Source organism: Spirochaetota bacterium (assembly GCA_004297825.1).
In the GTDB taxonomy this organism is placed as follows: domain Bacteria; phylum Spirochaetota; class UBA4802; order UBA4802; family UBA5368; genus FW300-bin19.
Map to the genome: position 1 here is coordinate 48687 of SCSX01000051.1, position 16759 is coordinate 65445.

A 16759-nucleotide genomic window follows, 5' to 3' on the forward strand; every position below is an offset into this window, starting at 1 on the left:
TCTGACCCCTCCCTCCCGGTCCCCCATGACGCTATTCCATCTTCTTCTGGAACTCTTCCATAAGCTCGGCCGCCTTCGCGCGCTGTTCGGGCGTGAGGATCGCGTGGAACTCGATAATCTTGTCGATGATGAAGGGCCGCAGCCGCTTCATGTGTTCCTCGCGCTCGCTGAAAAGCTTCTCAACCTCGGCCCGTTCGACCTTGTCCTTTTTCACCAGCGCTATCGCCTCGGCGCGCATCGCCTTGTGGCCGGCGCGCTCCTCCTTGAATTTCGCGACCGCCTCGTCCTTGATCGCGTAGAGTTTCGCCTTCTGCTCGTCGTTCAGGTCCAGCTTGGACGCAATCTTCTTCGCCATGTAATCGGCCCTCTTCTCGGGGCTCCAGTGGTGGGCGCATCCCGCGAACGCGAGGCCCGCGACCGCGATGACCGATGCGACGGCGATAAAACGTGTGCTTCTCTTCATGATGATTCACCTCTATCGAGTGTAGTGATTTAATATATGCATGATCGGGGGCGCGTGTGTAGCCTTGATTTCGGGAATGTAACGAATTGTAACGCCGGGCGGTTTTTTTTCAAAAATCGGAAAATTTTTATTAGCACGGGAATGCCGGTTTTCATGGGCGCAGGGGGAGGGAGAGGTGGGGATTGAAGAGATGGAAATGAAATTGACACGCGGCTTTTCGCGTGCTTGGGTGGAGGCCGCGTCTTGAACCCGAACATGAGCGAGGGCCCGTGATGACCGAATTCCTGCTGTTTGTCGCCTTCATCCTGATAACCCTGATCTGGGCGCGCATGCGCAGGCTCGAGAAGAGGATATCGTGGCTGGAGGACGAGCGCATTCCCGCACCGGCGCCGGTCACCCGGAAGGAGGAACCGCGGGCGGAAAAGCCTGCATTGCGCGAGACAGCCGCGGAAAAGGCCGGGCTGGCGCCGATATCGCATGAACCCGCAACAGCGCCGCAGGCGCCAGGCGGCGAGGCCGCGCCGGGTCGCGCGACAGGGCGCATCCTCCCACCCCGGAACGAGCTGCTCCGCGGCTTCGAGAAACAATTCGCCGAGAACTGGACGGGAATCGTGGGCGCGATCGTGCTCGTCATGGGGGTGAGCTTCCTCGCCATCTATGCCGCGCTTACGCTTTCCGCGTTCGTGCGCTTCCTGCTCATTACCGCGGCTTCGGGCGGACTTTACGCGGTGTACTTCGCGTTCAGGAACTCCCCCCGGCTCGGGCGTTTCGCGCTCTGGGTCCGGAGCGCCGCGGGCGCGCTGTTCCTTTTCGGGTGCCTGGGGTCGAGCGAGATCCCGGGCATCAAATGGATCGACGATTCGCGGGCGGCGCTGGGGCTCCTGGGCGCAGGCGTGCTCGCGAATATATGGTGCGGATTCGCCGGTAGATCGCAGGCGACGGCTTCGCTGCACGTCGTACTCTGCCTTGTATCTCTAGGCGTCGCGCCGCAGTCGCCGCTCACCCTGGGGATCACGGGGCTTGTCGCGCTTACCGGTGTCGCTTTCGCATACCGCGAACGCTGGGAATATCACCTGCTCGCAACCATCACGGGTTTCCTCGCGTATCATATCTACTGGTATTATGCGGTGGGTGCGCCGGCGGCGGTTGTAGAGACGCGATTAATCGCGTCTCTACAATGGACCGGTATATCGGTCACCGCAATTATCGGGGTCGCGGCGTGCCTGGTCCACTACCGCGACCGATACCGCACGGAGGGTTTCGATCCCGTACCCTTCCTCGCGCACCTTGGCAATTGGATATACATGCTCGTGGGCTACCTGATGTACTCCTCGGGTTCAAAATGGAACACGCTCGTACTCGCGGGCGCGTCGCTCGCGGCGTTCCTGCTCGCGCGGCGCGCGAAGGCGATACCCGTCCGCTGGCTCGAAACGACCGACACGCTGGTAGGCCAGGCGCTCGCCGTCGCCGCGATCCTGACCCTTCGCCGCTGGGGATGGGACTGGCTTCCCGTGTGCGCCGCGCTCTACTTCCAGTCGCTCTTTTTCATCGTGTACATGGCGAAAGAAGGAACACGATTGCTCGAGCGGGCGGGAATATTCCTGCATTACGCCGCGGCGCTCCTCCTCGTCGTGGTCGCGCTCGACGAGGTCCGGCCGGAAGAGGGCGCACACGTGATCACAAGCGCGCTCATCCTCGCGGGGGCGCTCCTGGGGGAAAGCGCCCTCCACCTTGCCACGCTCCGCGGCATGGGGAAGGGGCTTGACGCCGTTCCCGTACGCCCCGGTGCGCCCGACGGGTACGTCTTCGCGCCGGGCGGCGTGCTCATGGGCCTCTTCCTATGCGCGCTCTACGCTATCCTCCAGCCCTATCCCTGGGCGCCGTGGGCGCTCTCGGCGGCGGGGTGCGGATTTATCGTTATGCGGCATTTCACCGGTTCCGCGGGGCTCTGGGCGGGCATGCTCTTCTTCGCCGTTGTCGCCCACATGATCGCCTGGGCGAAGATCGCGCTCCTCCGGGCGGACCCGGCCGCGGCGGCGCTCTACGGCGCCCCGCTCCTCGCGCTGGACGTCATGCTCGCGGTGCTGCCGCATCGCTGGGGCGGGGGGAAGCCGCTGGTATGGCCGGGCATTTACCTTATGGCAGTGCACCTCGCGGTGGTCGGGTATTACGCGACCGTTGACGTATCGGCCCTCATCCCGGGTGTGCTGTGGCTCCTCACGTCGGTCGGGTACCGCGAGGCGGCCTCGTGGGCGGGGCGCAGGACGGGGCCCGCGCACGCGGGCGCCCTTGCGCATCTGGTGAACGCGGGAGCGCTCTTCCTCGCGCTCTTTCTCGCGCGTCACGTACTCGTGCACATGCAGTCCGAGATGTATATCGGCCCCGTGCGCGTGCGCCTGCTCATCGAGCTTTTCGCGCTCGCCGTGTTCCTCTACTGGGCGCTCTGGGGCCTCCCCAGAATCAAGGATGAGCCCCCCGGCTGGAAGTTCGGGGAGCTGGCATGGGAGCTTTTCCTTGGATTCCTCGCGTTTACGATCGCGCTCGAGGTGCCCGTCGTCTGGCATCCGCCGGCATGGGCGCTCCTGGCCGCGGCGCTTTTCCTCGCGGGCGCGGACGCGCGAGTCTCGCGCATGCGCTTCTATTCGCTCCCGTTCTACTGGGCGTCCGCGATCCACGTCGCCTTCGTATCGAGCTCCCACGTCACCCCGTCCCTGGTGTGGACGGACCAGGCCTGGGTGGGCGGCGTGTGCGCGATGGCGGTGCAGGTCGGGTACATCGTGCTCTTCTACCTGCGCGGGGGCATCGCGGGGATCGCGTTCCCGTACCCCGTGCGGCGCATCGCCGCGCTGGCGGGCGCCGTCGAGCGGCGCCGGAACCTCTGGGTATACTATCCCGTGTTCGTCTCGGCGGCGCTCTTCCTCTACTGGACCTTCGACAGCTCGGTGCTCACCCTGCTGTGGGTCGCCGAGACCTTCGCGATCTTCGTGCTCGCGCTCTTCCTCAGGGAGGGGCATTTCCGCCTGGTTTCGATGCTGGGGCTCGCGGGCTGCCTGGTGCGCCTGGTATTCTTCGATCTCGCGCAGTCGGGAACGCTCGCGCGCGCGCTGGTGTTCGTGGGGGTGGGGGCGATAATGCTTTTCATGAACATGCTGTACGGCAAGTACCGGGACCGGTTTTAATCGTGGCGCGGGCGAGGATCCTCATCGCCGTGTTCCTGCTCACGGGCGGCGCCGCGCTGGCCTGGCTCCTCGCGGACCGCGCGGCCGATGCGCCGCGCGACGCGAGCTTCAAGCCTGCCTTCGAGCTCCTTGGCCGGGGCGCGAAAACGCTCGACAGGGCGCTTTCGCGCGCGGTGCCGGTGAACGAGCTTGACGAGAAGGAGTTCGGTGACGCGATCGCGCTGCGCTACGGGAGGAATTCCGACGTGACGGACGCCGACCACCGTTACGTAAACGGCATTGTCGCGTACCTTGCCGGGCGCGCGAGGCGTCCCTTCCTCTACCGCGCTTTCATCGTAAAATCCGATACGCCCAACGCCTTCGCACTCCCCGGGGGGATCGTCCTCGTGACCAGGGGATTGCTCGCCGCGCTTGGAAGCGAATCGGAGCTCGCCGCCATAGTCGCCCACGAGATGGGACACATCGAGCGCGGGCACTGTTTCGACGCGGTGCGCTTCGAGCTCCTCGCCCGCAAGACAGGCACGGAACCCCTGGGGAAGCTCGCCGATTTCGCGATGAACCTGATGCTGCGCCACGGGTTCAGCAAGAGCCAGGAGGCCGAGTCCGACGAGTACGCCTTCGAGATGCTCTGCGCGCGCGCTTACGACCCCGGCGGCGTCGCCGGGGCGTTTGGCTCCCTTATCCGTTACGCGGAAGCGCGCGGTCCCCGTGCGGAAAGCGGCGCCCTCAACCCGTTCCGGGATTATTTCGCGACGCACCCGGACACCGCGCAAAGGCGCGAACGCTACGAGGCGCGCGCCCGCGGATGGCGGGCCGCCCATTACGAGGAGCGGCGTTATACCGGCGTGCGCAACCTCGCCGAAAGAAGGGCGTTCCCGGGGGATGATTTTCCCGGCGAATGGAACATCGTCGCGCAGCAGGAATGAGGACAATGCTTTGTTCCGCGGGGGCGGGGCGCATTCATCTACTCCACAGGCTTGAATATGTTGAACGACTGCCCTTCCAGGAAGGTGTGGCGTTCAACGGCGATGTAACCCGCGTCCTTCATGACGGCGAGGATCTCGCCCTCCTCGATGAAATGCCCGTGGAGCCGCGCGAGGACCCCCGCGGGCAGGTAATCGATAATCGCGACCCGCCCCCCGGGTTTCAGCACTCCTTTCAGCCGGGCGAAGTAGGCGACGCGGTCTCCCATGTCGTGGAACACGTTCCGTAAAAACGCAAGGTCTGCGCTCTTCGCGGCGAGTCCCGATTCGGTGAAGCTCGCCCTGACGTACCCGATATTCCCGATTCCCTCTGCGGTCGCGCGCTCCTTTATAAAATCCAGGAAATCGGGGTTGATATCGACGGCCCACACCCTGCCGTCGCTTCCCACCGCGCGGGCGAGGAGCAGGGTGAAGTGGCCCCCGCCGGCGCCGATATCGGCGACGGAGTCCCCGGGCTTGAGCGACAGGTTCTGAATCACGCGAGGGGCCTGGCTCGATTCGTCCGAGGCGCTCTTGTTGAAGTGGTCCGCAAGGTATCTCGACGAGCACTGCGCCGTCATAAGCGTGCACAGGAACGGGACGATCAGCACCCCCGCGCGCAGGGTCTTAATGGAAAACAACATGGTGTCACCTCGCACATCTGGTTTGTCCGGTCCGGGAAACCGGCGAATCACGCGGGCCGGAGTGCGAATCGGCGCCCCCCCGGCCGTGATGCGCAAGACCTGGACGCGGCATCCGGCTTTACCCCGGGAAATCCTGAATTGGTTGAACATTCAGATTAAATCGGCGCCACTCCCCGATGCCTTGCCCGCGGCACCCATGACGGTTCCCGGAAGTCAATGATCATTCCCTGAACGCAAATAAGTCAAATATGTTTGAAATCGGTTGACCATAATGCTATAATTTTTTACGCTGACCGGGTACACGGGGAGCGGCTGTCCCCTTCGATGATCTGAATGGACTGGCAGGGTACACTATGATAGAAATGCGTCATACCGCGTGGGAAGTACTGGAGATCAAGGGGAGCTTCATGTACTTCATTTTTCTCTGCATCATCACGGCGGTGGCGACAGGTTTCCTCGTCATCGCGAAGATGGACATCGGCTCGATCCTGCGCCCCTTCCTCGTGATTGGAACGGGGGGCGGCCTCGCGTACCTGATTTACCTCAAAAAGAAGGCGGGGAAAAAATCCACGGTGCTGCCCTGGATCGTGGCGACCCTGACGACGATGATCCCCGTGGCGCAGAAATACCTGTATGCCGCCAACGGGAACTGGACCGCCGACGCGTGGACCTTCGCGGCCGAATCGTATAATTCGTCCATTATGATCGTCATGATGGTCATCCTCCTCTACCTCTATTATAACAAGACGCTTTACGCGGTGTTCGCGTTCATAGGGTTCGCGAACTGGGCGCTCTTTTATTTCATCGCGTATCGGAGCGGGGCGGCCATGCACGTCGACGCCACGGTGAACGGAGAATATGTTCACGGAATGATAATCGCCCGGGAGGCGTTTTTCTACATCGCGTCGCTCATGATCGCGTTCATCGCCTACCGCAATATTCCGATAGTCGAGGAATACGAGGCGCGCAGCGCGCACCAGCGCGAGCTCATCGAGCGGCAGGCCGACGCGCGTGCCGCGATGACCCGGGAGATCAAGGAGAAAATGGGAAACCTCGCCGTGCAGGTGGACGGCCAGAACAGTTTCATCTCCGAGTTCAACCAGAAGATGGAGGCGCAGGCGGCGACCTTCGAGGAGATGTCGGCCACGATGGAGGAGCTGCTCTCGTCCGCCGAGAACATTCACGTATCGTCCGTGAACCAGCTGGACGGCAATATCAACATGGAGACCATCGTCACCGAGTTCAAGAACATCAAGCAGGAGACTAAAAAGAACCTGGACGTGACCTTCGCCGAGATCGAGACGGTGGTCGCGCAGACGAACGTTACCAATGAGAAGCTCCAGGCCGTGGAGAACACGATCGCCTCCATCAAGGAACAGAGCGGGAAGATGTCCGAGACCGTGTCCATCATCGTCGAAATCGCCGACAAGATAAACCTGCTCTCGCTTAATGCGTCGATCGAAGCGGCCCGCGCAGGGGATTACGGGCGCGGATTCGCCGTCGTCGCCGACGAGATCGGCAAGCTCGCCGCCCAGACGACCGACAGCATCAAGGAGATAGAGCGCGTGCTCTCGGTGAGCGCGAAGACGACCACCGACGGTGTGGAGGTTATCCGCTCGTCGGCCCAGAACATAAAGGGGCTTATCTCGAACATGAGCGAGAGCTCCAACAAGATCAAGCTCCTTCAAGACTCCATCCTGGTCGAGGAAAAATTCATCAAGGTCATCATCGAGCAGATGTTCAAGAACATCGACCTCGCGAAAAATATCGGCATGGGCACCGAGGAGCAGAAGCGCGCGATTCAGAGCACCTCGGAGGCGATCGAGCATGTGAACGAGCTTGTCGCCATCATGGTGAAGGAGATCCACGAGCTCGCCAAATCGTCCGCCGTGATACTCGACCACTCCAAGGCGCTCATCGCGAAGGCAGAGGAAGCCGTGTCATAATCCCTTCATCGAAACATCCCGGCCCGAAAATGTCTTGAACAAACCGCCGAAGCGGCATACATTCCTGGTATACGGCAGCGGAGGTTTCTCCTTCCCCGGGAACACCGGCGCCGATCGGCGATCATGCTTGATCGAAGCACGCATCCAACCCCCGCGAAAATCCTGGTCGTCGAAGACGAACAGATAATCGCGCAATTCGTGACCGAAGCGCTGGAGCGCCTGGGCTACCTCCCCGTGGGCTCGGTGGATAACGGCGAGGCGGCGATAGCCGCCGCCCGCGACCGCCGGCCCGACATCATCCTCATGGACATCAGGCTCAGGGGCGGGATGGACGGCATCGAGGCCGCCCGGCGAATCCGCGCCGAGCGCGACGTGCCCATCATCTATGTGACCTCGAACGCGGACCAGGATACGGTCGAGGCCGCCCGCGATACCGAGCCCTCGGGATATCTCAACAAGCCCATCAACGAGCGCGACCTTCTCACGAACGTCGATTCCGCCCTCTACAAGCATTCCATGGAGCGAAGGCTCAGGGAAAGCGAGGAGAAATATCGGAACCTCCTCGCCAATATCAACGACATCATCTATTCCCTGGACGCGGAAGGCGCGATCACCTTCATGAGCCCGCCCTTCATCCTTCTCTCGGGCTACGCGCCGGAAGAGGTAACGGGAAGGCCGCTCGCCGATTTTGTCCATGCCGACGACGCCGCCGCGCTGAACGCGGCATGGCGGGGGGAGAAGGTGGGCGATACGGTGAGCGCGGAATTCCGCATGATCACCGGGAGCGGCAGGGCCGTGTGGGTGCGCACCTCCGCCCGCCGGGTCCTGGAAGAGGGCCGGTATGCGGGGCTGAACGGCGTCCTCACCGATATCGACGCCCGCAAACGCGCGGAGATGGAGCTCGAGAAATTCAAGTTCATGGTGGAGGGGGCGGGCGAGGAGATATACCTGGCCCATCCGGACGGATCGCTCGCCTACGTGAACGAGGCGGCGGCGCGCAGCCTGGGATACGCCGGGGAGGAAATGCTCGGCATGGGATTCCGCGGATTCGATCCTGCGTTTGGCGAGAATTATTCCGGACATTTCCTGGAGCTCAAGCGGGGCGGCGTCCCCCCATTCGAAACCGTCCACCGCACCCGTGACGGGCGGGCCGTCGTAAAGGAGATGCGGTCAGTGTATCTGAAAATCGGCGAGGACGAATACGCGTGCGGGTTCGGTCACGATATCACCCCGCGCAAGCGCATCGAGGAAAAACTGCGGGAAAGCGAGCGGCGGTACCGGTTCTTCCTGGATAACTTCCCGGGCATCGCCTACCAGTTTTACGTGGATAACGGCGAGATGCTCTTCATCCACGGGGCGATCGAGCGGATCACCGGCTACACCGGCGAAGACTTCCTCGCGGGCGCCGTCTCCCATGCCGCCATCGTACACCCGGACGACGCCGCGCGCGTCGAGGCGGAAAGGCAGGCGCTGTACGGGGCCTCCGGGTACGCCTCGTTCATTGAATATCGCATAACGCGCCGTGACGGCGGGCTCCGCTGGGTGCTCCACAGCGCGCTCAATTTTTCCGACGCCGGCGCCCGTCCCTTCGTTCAGGGAGTCATTTACGACATTACGGAGCGCCGGGAATACGCGATGCTCCTCGAATCCGTGTTCCGGGAAATGCCGGTGAGTATCGGCATCACCGAGGCCTCGAACGGGAAATTCGTGATGGTGAACGAGGAATTCCTGAGGGTGTCCGGGTACGCCCGGGAGGAGGTGATCGGCCGCACCACCGCGGACCTGGGGCTTTACTTCGGGCAATCCGACAGGGAATCCATACGCGGCATCGCGCTGTCCGGCCGGGAGGACCACGTGGTGGAGGTCCGTCTCAAGGGCCGGGACGGCCGGTCGATGACGGGACTTATGACGGCAACCAGCATCGTGCTGGGCGGCAGGACCTGCATCCTCGCGGTGGTCCAGGACATCTCCGAGCGCAGGAAGGCCCAGGAGGCGCTTGCCGGGGAGAAGGAGCGCCTCATGGTGACCCTCCGGAGCATCGGGGACGGCGTCATCACGACCGACACCGAGGGGCGCGTCACGCTCATGAACAGGGTCGCGGAAGAGCTCACCGCATGGCCCATCGAGGAAGCGCTCGACCGTCCGCTCGGGGAGGTGTTTCGCCTGCGCGACCGGGGCAACCGGGAGGAATTTCCCAGCCCGGTGGAAACCGTGATCCGGACCGGCGGCATAACGGGCCGGGAGGCGGATGCGCTCCTGGTGAGCAAAACCGGCCGGGAGATGATCATAGCCAACAGCGGGGCTCCCATACGCGACCGCGAAAGCAATATTATCGGCGTGGTCCTAGTGTTCAGGGACATCACGGAGCGCGAGCGCATCGAGGAAGGGCTTCGCAACGCGCAAAAGCTCGAGTCCATAGGCATGCTCGCGGGAGGGATCGCGCACGATTTCAACAACCTGCTCACGGGAATATTCGGGTACCTGGAGCTTGCGCGGGACTCCCTCGCCAGTGCGGAGGAGGCGGCCGGTTACCTCGCGAGCGCGCTGAGCGTGTTCAACCGGGCCCGGGATCTCACCCAGCAGCTCCTGACCTTCTCCAAGGATATCAAACCCATCCGGACGCCGTCATCGATAGGGACGCTCGTCCGCAAGTCGGTGGGCTTCGCCCTGAGCGGCTCGAAGATCAACGCCCGGTTCACTATCAGCGAAAAGCTCTGGGGCTGCGCCGTCGATGAAAGCCAGGTGGGGCAGGTGATCGACAACATCGTGATCAACGCGCAGCAGGCGATGCCGGAGGGGGGAACCATCACCGTGAGCGCCGACAACGTGGCCCTGCCCAGGGGCGGGAGAATTCCGCTGCCGCCGGGCCGGTACGTCCGCATCGTGATTGGCGACCAGGGCATAGGCATACCCAGGGACCTGCTCTCGAAGATATTCGACCCGTTCTTCACCACGAAGCAGAAGGGGAGCGGGCTGGGGCTTGCCACCTCCTACTCGATAATCAGGAAGCACGACGGCCACATCGAGGCGAGCTCGGAGCCGGGGAAGGGCTCGTCCTTCTCGATATACCTTCCCGCGATCGCTGAGGACGCGGGTGTCCAGCGCTCCCAGGGGCTGGACGATTACCGCGGCACCGGCAGGGTGCTGCTCATGGACGACGAGGGCTTCATCAAGGACGTTGCCGGCCGCATGCTCAAACACCTGGGTTATTCGGTGGAAACGGCCCAGGAGGGGTCCGTCGCGGTCAAGCTTTTCCGGGAGGCGTTGGAGCGCGGCGAGCCCTTCGACGCGGTGATCCTCGATCTCACGGTACCGGGGGGCATGGGCGGCGTCGAGACGATAAAGAATATCCGGGAAATCCATCCGGGGGCGCGCGCAATCGCATCGAGCGGCTATTCGGTCGACCCGGTCATGGCGCACCCGGACGACTACGGCTTCAGCGGAACCCTGATCAAGCCGTTTAAGATCGAGGAGCTCGGAAAGGCGCTCAAGGAAATGCTCGCGAAATCCTCTTGAAACAACCTGGCACGGAAAGGGGGATCGGGGGGAGCGAAGGGATGGGGGGCCGATACGCTATTTTGACCTCATCCCATCATTCTGCAATATCCATTCACTCCACAACGAAAGCGTAATCAAATATGCTTCGACGCGGCCACTACCCGTGAATGCCCTAAAGCTCCCCTAATGATCCGCGCGGCAGGTCCAGATCGTCACGGTTCCCCCGAACACCCGCGCGGCCTCGCCGCAGACAAGGCCGGCACGCTCCATGAGCGCCGGCATTCCCCCGCCGCGCCGATACGCGCGGAAATTAATGAAGTGACGGAAGCCCGCGAGAAATTCGACCGCGTTCACCCAGGCGCGTCCCGGCAGCGGCGCGCTCCCGAAATCGGCGATGACGAGCAGGGGGGCCATGCGCTTCATTTCAAGGAGCGCCGCGAGCGCGGAATCCCCGGGCGTCTCGTGGAAAAAGAGCGATGCCGTCGCGACGTCGAAGCCCTTGTCGGGAAAGGGGGAGAGGTCCGCGGCGTCGGCAAGCTCGAAACGGAGGTTCGAGAGTCCCCGGCGCGTCGCCGCGCGGCGGGCGTAGCCTATCATCCGGTCGGAAATATCGACCCCCACGCCCTCGCGGATACGGGGTGCAAGGCGCATGAGCTGGTCGCCGGTGCCGCAGGCGAGCTCGATCACCCGGGCGCCCCTGGGGATCAGGCGGTACACCGCGTCGCGCAGCGACGCGGCGCGGGGATCGACGATCGCCGCGTAGCGCGCCCCGGCGTAGATCTCGTTCCTGGGCTTTACCGCGCGGGGGACGCTTTCAATTGCGCGCAACGGGTATTCATCCGCCCGGGGATTTCTTCCCGGACCAGGTTCCTTTCATCGGGCAACGCTTGAACACCTCCAGGGCCTCGTACTCGGCCATGCCCAGCCCGTCGTAGAACGCCGCCGTGGCGCGGTTGCGCGCCTCGGCGCGCTGCCAGAACTCGCGCTCGTCCACGCCCGGGAAGAGCGGCCTGTCTTTTTGAGACTGGTGCTTGAAGATGGCGCTGCGCTTGCGCGCGAGCTCCTGGGGGGAAAGGGGCACCGCCATATCGACGTCCTGGATATCCCACTCCTGCCACGCGCCGCGGTAGAGCCACACGGCGCATTCCCGGAGCCAGTCCTCGCCCGCGAGGGAATCCAGGGCGCGCAGTATCGCGTTGAAACATACCCGGTGCGTACCGTGCGGGTCCGAGAGGTCGCCCGCCGCGAAGAGCTGGTGCGGGCGCACCGCGCGCATGATGTCCCGGACGAGGGCGATGTCCCGCTCTCCCAGCGAGTGCTTCTTCACGATCCCGGTCTGGTAGAAGGGCATGTCCAGGAAGTGGATGTTTTCCGCGGGGATGCCCGCGTAGCGCGCGGCCGCCTTCGCCTCGCCGCGCCGGATGAGCGCCTTCACCTTCATTGCCTCATCGCTGTCCGCGTCGGCGGGGAGTTTCTCCCGGAGGAACTCCGTCACGCGGTCGCACACCCCGCGCGCGGGGGCCGAGCCGATCCCGAACGAATCGTGAAAGTCGCGCACGAAATCGAGGAAGCGCACGGCGTCGTCGTCGTAGACGGCGACGGTCCCCGAGGTCTGGTAGGCGACGTGCACCTCGTGGCCCTGGTCCACGAGCCGGATGAGGGTGCCCCCCATCGATATCACGTCGTCGTCCGGGTGCGGGCTCATGATGAGCACGCGCTTGGGAAAGGGGCGCGCGCGCTCGGGCCGGTTCGCGTCTTCCGTGCCGGGCTTCCCCCCGGGCCAGCCCGTGATGGTGTGCTGTATGTCGTTGAAGACGCGGATGTTTATCGAGTACGCGTCGCCCAGGCGGTCGACCAGGTCGTACATGCCGTGGTCGATGTAATCGCGGTTGGTGAGCTTGAGTATGGGCTTGGAGGTCGCGCGGCAGAGCCAGGCGACGGCCCTGCGGACCAGGCGTTCGTCGTCCCAGGCGCACCTCCCCGTGAGCCAGGGCGTCGCGATCCGCGTGAGGCCCGCCGACGAGGCGCCGTCCAGGACCACGCGGGCGTCCGGGTGGCGGCGCAGGAAGGAGGCGGGCACCCTGTCGGTTTCCGGTCCCTCGACGCACGCGCGCACGATCTCGGCCTTTCCCTCGCCCAGGGCGAGAAGGTATATCTTCCGCGCCTCGAGTATGGTGCCCACGCCCATCGTGATCGCGTGGGAGGGTACGTGCTCCTCGCCGTAGAAGTCGCCCGCCGCGTCGAGCACCGTGATGCGGTCCAGGGTGACGAGCCTGGTCCGGGAATCGGGCCCCGAGCCGGGCTCGTTGAAACCGATATGCCCCGTCCTGCCGATCCCGAGTATCTGCGCATCGATGCCCCCCGCCTCGCGTATCGCGCGCTCGTACTCCGCGCAGTGGCGCTCGATGCCGGGCCCGTCCGCGGTCCCGTCGGGGATGTGCGTGTTTAGGGGGTCGATATCGACATGGTCGAAGAAGGACTCCTTCATGAAGCGGACGTAGCTTTGCAGGGAAGAGGGGTCCATGGGATGATATTCGTCCAGGTTGAAGGTGATCACGTGGCGGAAGGAGAGCCCCTCCTCGCGGTGCATGCGGACGAGCTCCTCATAGACGGAAAGCGGCGTTGAACCGGTGGCGAGGCCCAGCACGCAGGGCTCGCCCCGCGAGGCCCTGGCGCGCACGAGCGCCGCGATTTCACCCGCGACGAAGCGGGAGGCGGCGCCGGGATCGGGGAAAAGGGCGACTGGTATCTTTTCGGGTGTGTTGAGGTCCGGCGACGATTCCATGTTCTCTGCCTCGTCCTGCGTGGGGTGTGCGATCTTCATGCAGGGATACCCCCACGCGAGGCCGAGCGCAACCAAAAATTTATCTCGTCCACTTCTCCCGTTCTTACACGCCTTTCAAAGCCTCGCCAGCCTCCTGCGCCGCCTTGTGGTGCTCATGCGGTGCGGAAAGGGTCGATGATTGACGCGATAAACAAGCAACCGCGAATAGACGCGAATAAACGCTAATCATTTTAAAAATTCGCGTTCATTCGCGGTTTAACCGCCTTTTTCTGAGATTTCATTCCGACGGACGGAAGGTCTCGGGAACCGGTTTCCCGGCGGCGCCGGAGAGCTGCCCGTTCGCCATGAGCCAGGTCTTGAAGCCGCCGGACAGGTTGACCGCGTCGAAGCCCGAAAGTGAGAGCATCCGTTGGGCGACATAGCCCCGCAGCCCCACGGCGCAGTAGGCGATAATCCTGCCGCCGCGCGGGAGCTCGCCCATCCGGGCGCGCAGTTCGTTCACCGGTATGTTTATCGACCCGTCGATATTATCCGCCTTGAATTCATCGACGGTGCGCACGTCGAGAAGCACGTCGCGCGCCGGGTCAAGGTCGTGGAGATCTTCCGGCTGGATCGCGCGGTGGTCGCCACGGAGCAAATTGGCCGCGGTAAAACCCGCCATGTTCACGGGGTCCTTCGCGGAGCCGAAGGGCGGCGCGTACGACAGTTCAAGGTGCTCCAGGTCGTACACCGTGAGGCCCGCGCTCATGGCCGTGGCAAGGACGTCGATACGCTTGTCGACGCCCTCCGTCCCGACCGCCTGCGCCCCGAGGATCGTTCCCGTCGCGGGATCGAACATGAGCTTGAGGGCCACCGGGAAGGCCCCGGGATAATAGCTCGCGTGGTTTCCCGCATGAATGTATATTTTCCTGAAATCACGGCCGGCTTTCCTGAGCAGTTTTTCGGACGCTCCCGTACCACCAGCGGCCAGGTCGAACACCTTGCATATGGAGGTGCCCAGGGTGCCGCGGTACTTCGAGTCGCGTCCGAAGATGCGGTCGGCGGCGATACGGCCCTGCCGGTTCGCGGGACCGGCGAGCGGGACGTAACCGGGAAGGCCCGTCACGGGGTTCACGACCTCGATCGCGTCGCCGATTGCGTAGATTTCGGGGTCCGAGGTGCGCATTCCCTCGTCGACGGCGATGCCGCCCGTTGCGCCGATCGCGAGTCCCGCGTCCCGCGCGAGCTTCGTACGGGGACGCACCCCAATGGAAAGAATGACCATCCCGGATTCGAGCGTACCCCCGTCCTCGAACGAGATTACCGCCAATTTTCCGTTATGCGTAATTCCGGCGGCCTTGCGCCCCAGGTGCAGCGCGATGCCCTTGACCGCCAGGTGCTGGTGAAGCAGCTCCGCCATCTCCGGGTCGAGCGGCGGCATGACCTGGCTGTCGGCCTCCACGATGCTCACGGCGATCCCCCGGAGGGCCAGGTTCTCCGCGGCCTCGAGCCCGATAAACCCGCCGCCGATTATCGTCGCGCTGCGCACGCCCTCGCGCGCGATGAAGGAAAGCACCGCGTCCATGTCGGGGATGGTCTGGAGCGTGAACACCGACGGGAGGTCGACGCCCGGCATGGGCGGCCTGAACGCATCCGCACCCGGCGAAAGGATGAGCCTGTCGTAGGGTATGGTCTCATTCCCGCCCCCTGCGGCGTCCGCGAGCGTAACCGTGTGCGCGGCCCGGTCGATGGCGACGGCCTCGGTCCCGGTGCGCACGGTGATGTTGAACCGGTCTTTCAGGGAGCGGGGCGTCTGGATGAGCAGGTGCGCCCTGTCCGGAATGACGCCCCCGATATGGTAGGGGAGGCCGCAGTTCGCGAAACTCACGTACGGTCCCTTCTCTATGATGGTGATCGCGGCGTCCTCGGAAAGCCGCCGCGCCCGCGCGGCTGCGGACGCGCCGCCCGCCACGCCGCCTATTATTACGATGCGAAGTTTATCTCCCATGACGTTCCTACCCCTCGTGGCACTCGTGCCCGTGGCCGTGCTCCGCGCAGGACACGCCGGAATCCGTGAGCGATCCCGCGATCCATTGCTCGGTGACCGTTTGCACGTCGCCCGCGCACCCGCGCAGCACCCTGATCCCCCGGCTCCCCAGCTTATTCACAGCGCCCTGTCCCATGTTGCCGGCGAGCATCAGGGTCACCCCCATATCGGCAAGCGTGTGCACGATGTCCGACTTGCACCCACAGCCGGGGGGCGGCGTGATATTTTCCCGGGACACGATGCTCCGGTCCTCGCCCACCGTGAAGACCGTAAAATACTCGCAGTGGCCGAAATGCCCGTCCACCATGTTTTCGTGAGTTGGCAATGCTATTTTCATTGAATCCTCCTGCGGATCAAGTTTTGTTCCTGTTCAATTTCGCGCAACGGGGACATCCCGCCCCGTGTGCGCCGCCCGTCCGTCCCCCGCTGCACCGGGGGCACGAGGGGCGGCCGGGCTCCCCGACGACGACGTCCCCGCCCCCGATGCGAAGCGCCTTGCCGTTCACCAGCACGTCCGCGATCTTTCGCTGGGCCGATTCCATGATCCTTCCAAACGTCTGGCGCGACACGCCCATACGGGCCGCGGCCTCCTCCTGGTAGAGGGCCTCGTGGCAGGCCAGGCGCACCGCCTCAAACTCGTCAAGGGTGAGCACGATCTCCTCGAGGGCGGCGGGCGAAACGCCCCCGGGGCTGAAATAATTCGCGTTCGGCACGCAGCCTATGGTTCTGCAGCATTTTGGCCTCGGCATTTCAGGGACGCCCCCCGGGATCGACCGTGTCGCGTCCCGGCCGTATCGCCCGCACCGTGTAGAAGTACTCGTTGAGAAGCGCGGCGAGCACGCGGACGAAGCCGGCTTTCCCCGCCATGCGCGCGGCGTCCTCCGGCGCTATACGCTCGTGCGGCGGCGGGCCCATCTCCATGGGGACATTTCTCCACTCGATGATGAGCAGCGTGCCCCCGGGCTCCAGGAGCCGGTACGCGGCGCGCAGCAGGCGGACGTGATTGTCCACCTCGTGCACCACGGTCGATAGGAGCGCGAAATTCGCGACGGACTCCCCGAGCCCCGGATCGTACTCGGTGGAGAGCGCCGTCTCGACGCACGCGAGGCCCGCCGCATCGGCGGCGGCGCGGACGGATTTCAGCATCTCGGGGGATATGTCCAGGGCGTACACGCGCCCGCGCGGGCCGACGATCCCGGCCGCGGGAATGGTGAAGTAGCCGGTCCCCGCACCGATATCCGCGACGATGTCGCCGG

The 16759-nt window shown here is 64.2% G+C and carries 11 protein-coding genes; 3 read left to right on the forward strand and 8 right to left on the reverse strand.

Going from position 1 to position 16759, the window contains the following annotated elements:
• Positions 1-31: 31 nt before the first annotated feature.
• Positions 32-463, reverse strand: a complete 432-nt coding sequence (locus EPN93_10655; protein TAL35343.1) for a periplasmic heavy metal sensor — start codon at positions 461-463, stop codon at positions 32-34.
• 2500 nt (positions 464-2963) lie between these two features.
• Here EPN93_10655 and EPN93_10660 point away from each other — a divergent pair.
• Positions 2964-4568 (forward strand): hypothetical protein, encoded by a 1605-nt coding sequence (locus EPN93_10660; protein TAL35352.1) that lies wholly within the window; start codon positions 2964-2966, stop codon positions 4566-4568.
• Between the two features lie 38 nt (positions 4569-4606).
• On the opposite strand, the gene EPN93_10665 is transcribed toward EPN93_10660, so the two are convergent.
• The gene (locus EPN93_10665) at positions 4607-5398 is read right to left on the reverse strand and encodes a class I SAM-dependent methyltransferase (protein ID TAL35344.1); all 792 of its coding nucleotides are present in this window, start codon (positions 5396-5398) and stop codon (positions 4607-4609) included.
• A gap of 203 nt (positions 5399-5601) precedes the next feature.
• Here EPN93_10665 and EPN93_10670 point away from each other — a divergent pair, with 203 nt between their 5' ends.
• Entirely contained in the window at positions 5602-7194 is a 1593-nt protein-coding gene (locus tag EPN93_10670; protein ID TAL35345.1) for a hypothetical protein, read from the forward strand.
• A 123-nt stretch (positions 7195-7317) separates the two neighbouring features.
• Entirely contained in the window at positions 7318-10710 is a 3393-nt protein-coding gene (locus tag EPN93_10675; protein ID TAL35346.1) for a PAS domain S-box protein, read from the forward strand.
• A gap of 165 nt (positions 10711-10875) precedes the next feature.
• On the opposite strand, the gene EPN93_10680 is transcribed toward EPN93_10675, so the two are convergent.
• From EPN93_10680 to EPN93_10705, 6 genes are all read right to left on the reverse strand, one after another.
• A complete protein-coding gene (locus tag EPN93_10680) occupies positions 10876-11520 on the reverse strand; it encodes a class I SAM-dependent methyltransferase (protein TAL35347.1) in 645 nt (214 codons plus the stop codon).
• Positions 11521-11527: 7 nt separating this feature from the next.
• Positions 11528-13477, reverse strand: a complete 1950-nt coding sequence (gene nagB / locus EPN93_10685) for a glucosamine-6-phosphate deaminase (protein TAL35353.1) — start codon at positions 13475-13477, stop codon at positions 11528-11530.
• A 277-nt stretch (positions 13478-13754) separates the two neighbouring features.
• On the reverse strand, positions 13755-15464 hold the full coding sequence (locus tag EPN93_10690) for a CoA-disulfide reductase (GenBank protein TAL35348.1): 1710 nt from the start codon (positions 15462-15464) through the stop codon (positions 13755-13757).
• 7 nt (positions 15465-15471) lie between these two features.
• Entirely contained in the window at positions 15472-15840 is a 369-nt protein-coding gene (locus tag EPN93_10695; protein ID TAL35349.1) for a dinitrogenase iron-molybdenum cofactor biosynthesis protein, read from the reverse strand.
• Positions 15841-15856: 16 nt separating this feature from the next.
• Entirely contained in the window at positions 15857-16252 is a 396-nt protein-coding gene (locus tag EPN93_10700; protein TAL35350.1) for a DUF134 domain-containing protein, read from the reverse strand.
• 1 nt (position 16253) lies between these two features.
• Positions 16254-16759 (reverse strand): class I SAM-dependent methyltransferase (locus tag EPN93_10705; protein ID TAL35351.1); only part of this gene is annotated, 506 nt, incomplete at its 5' end.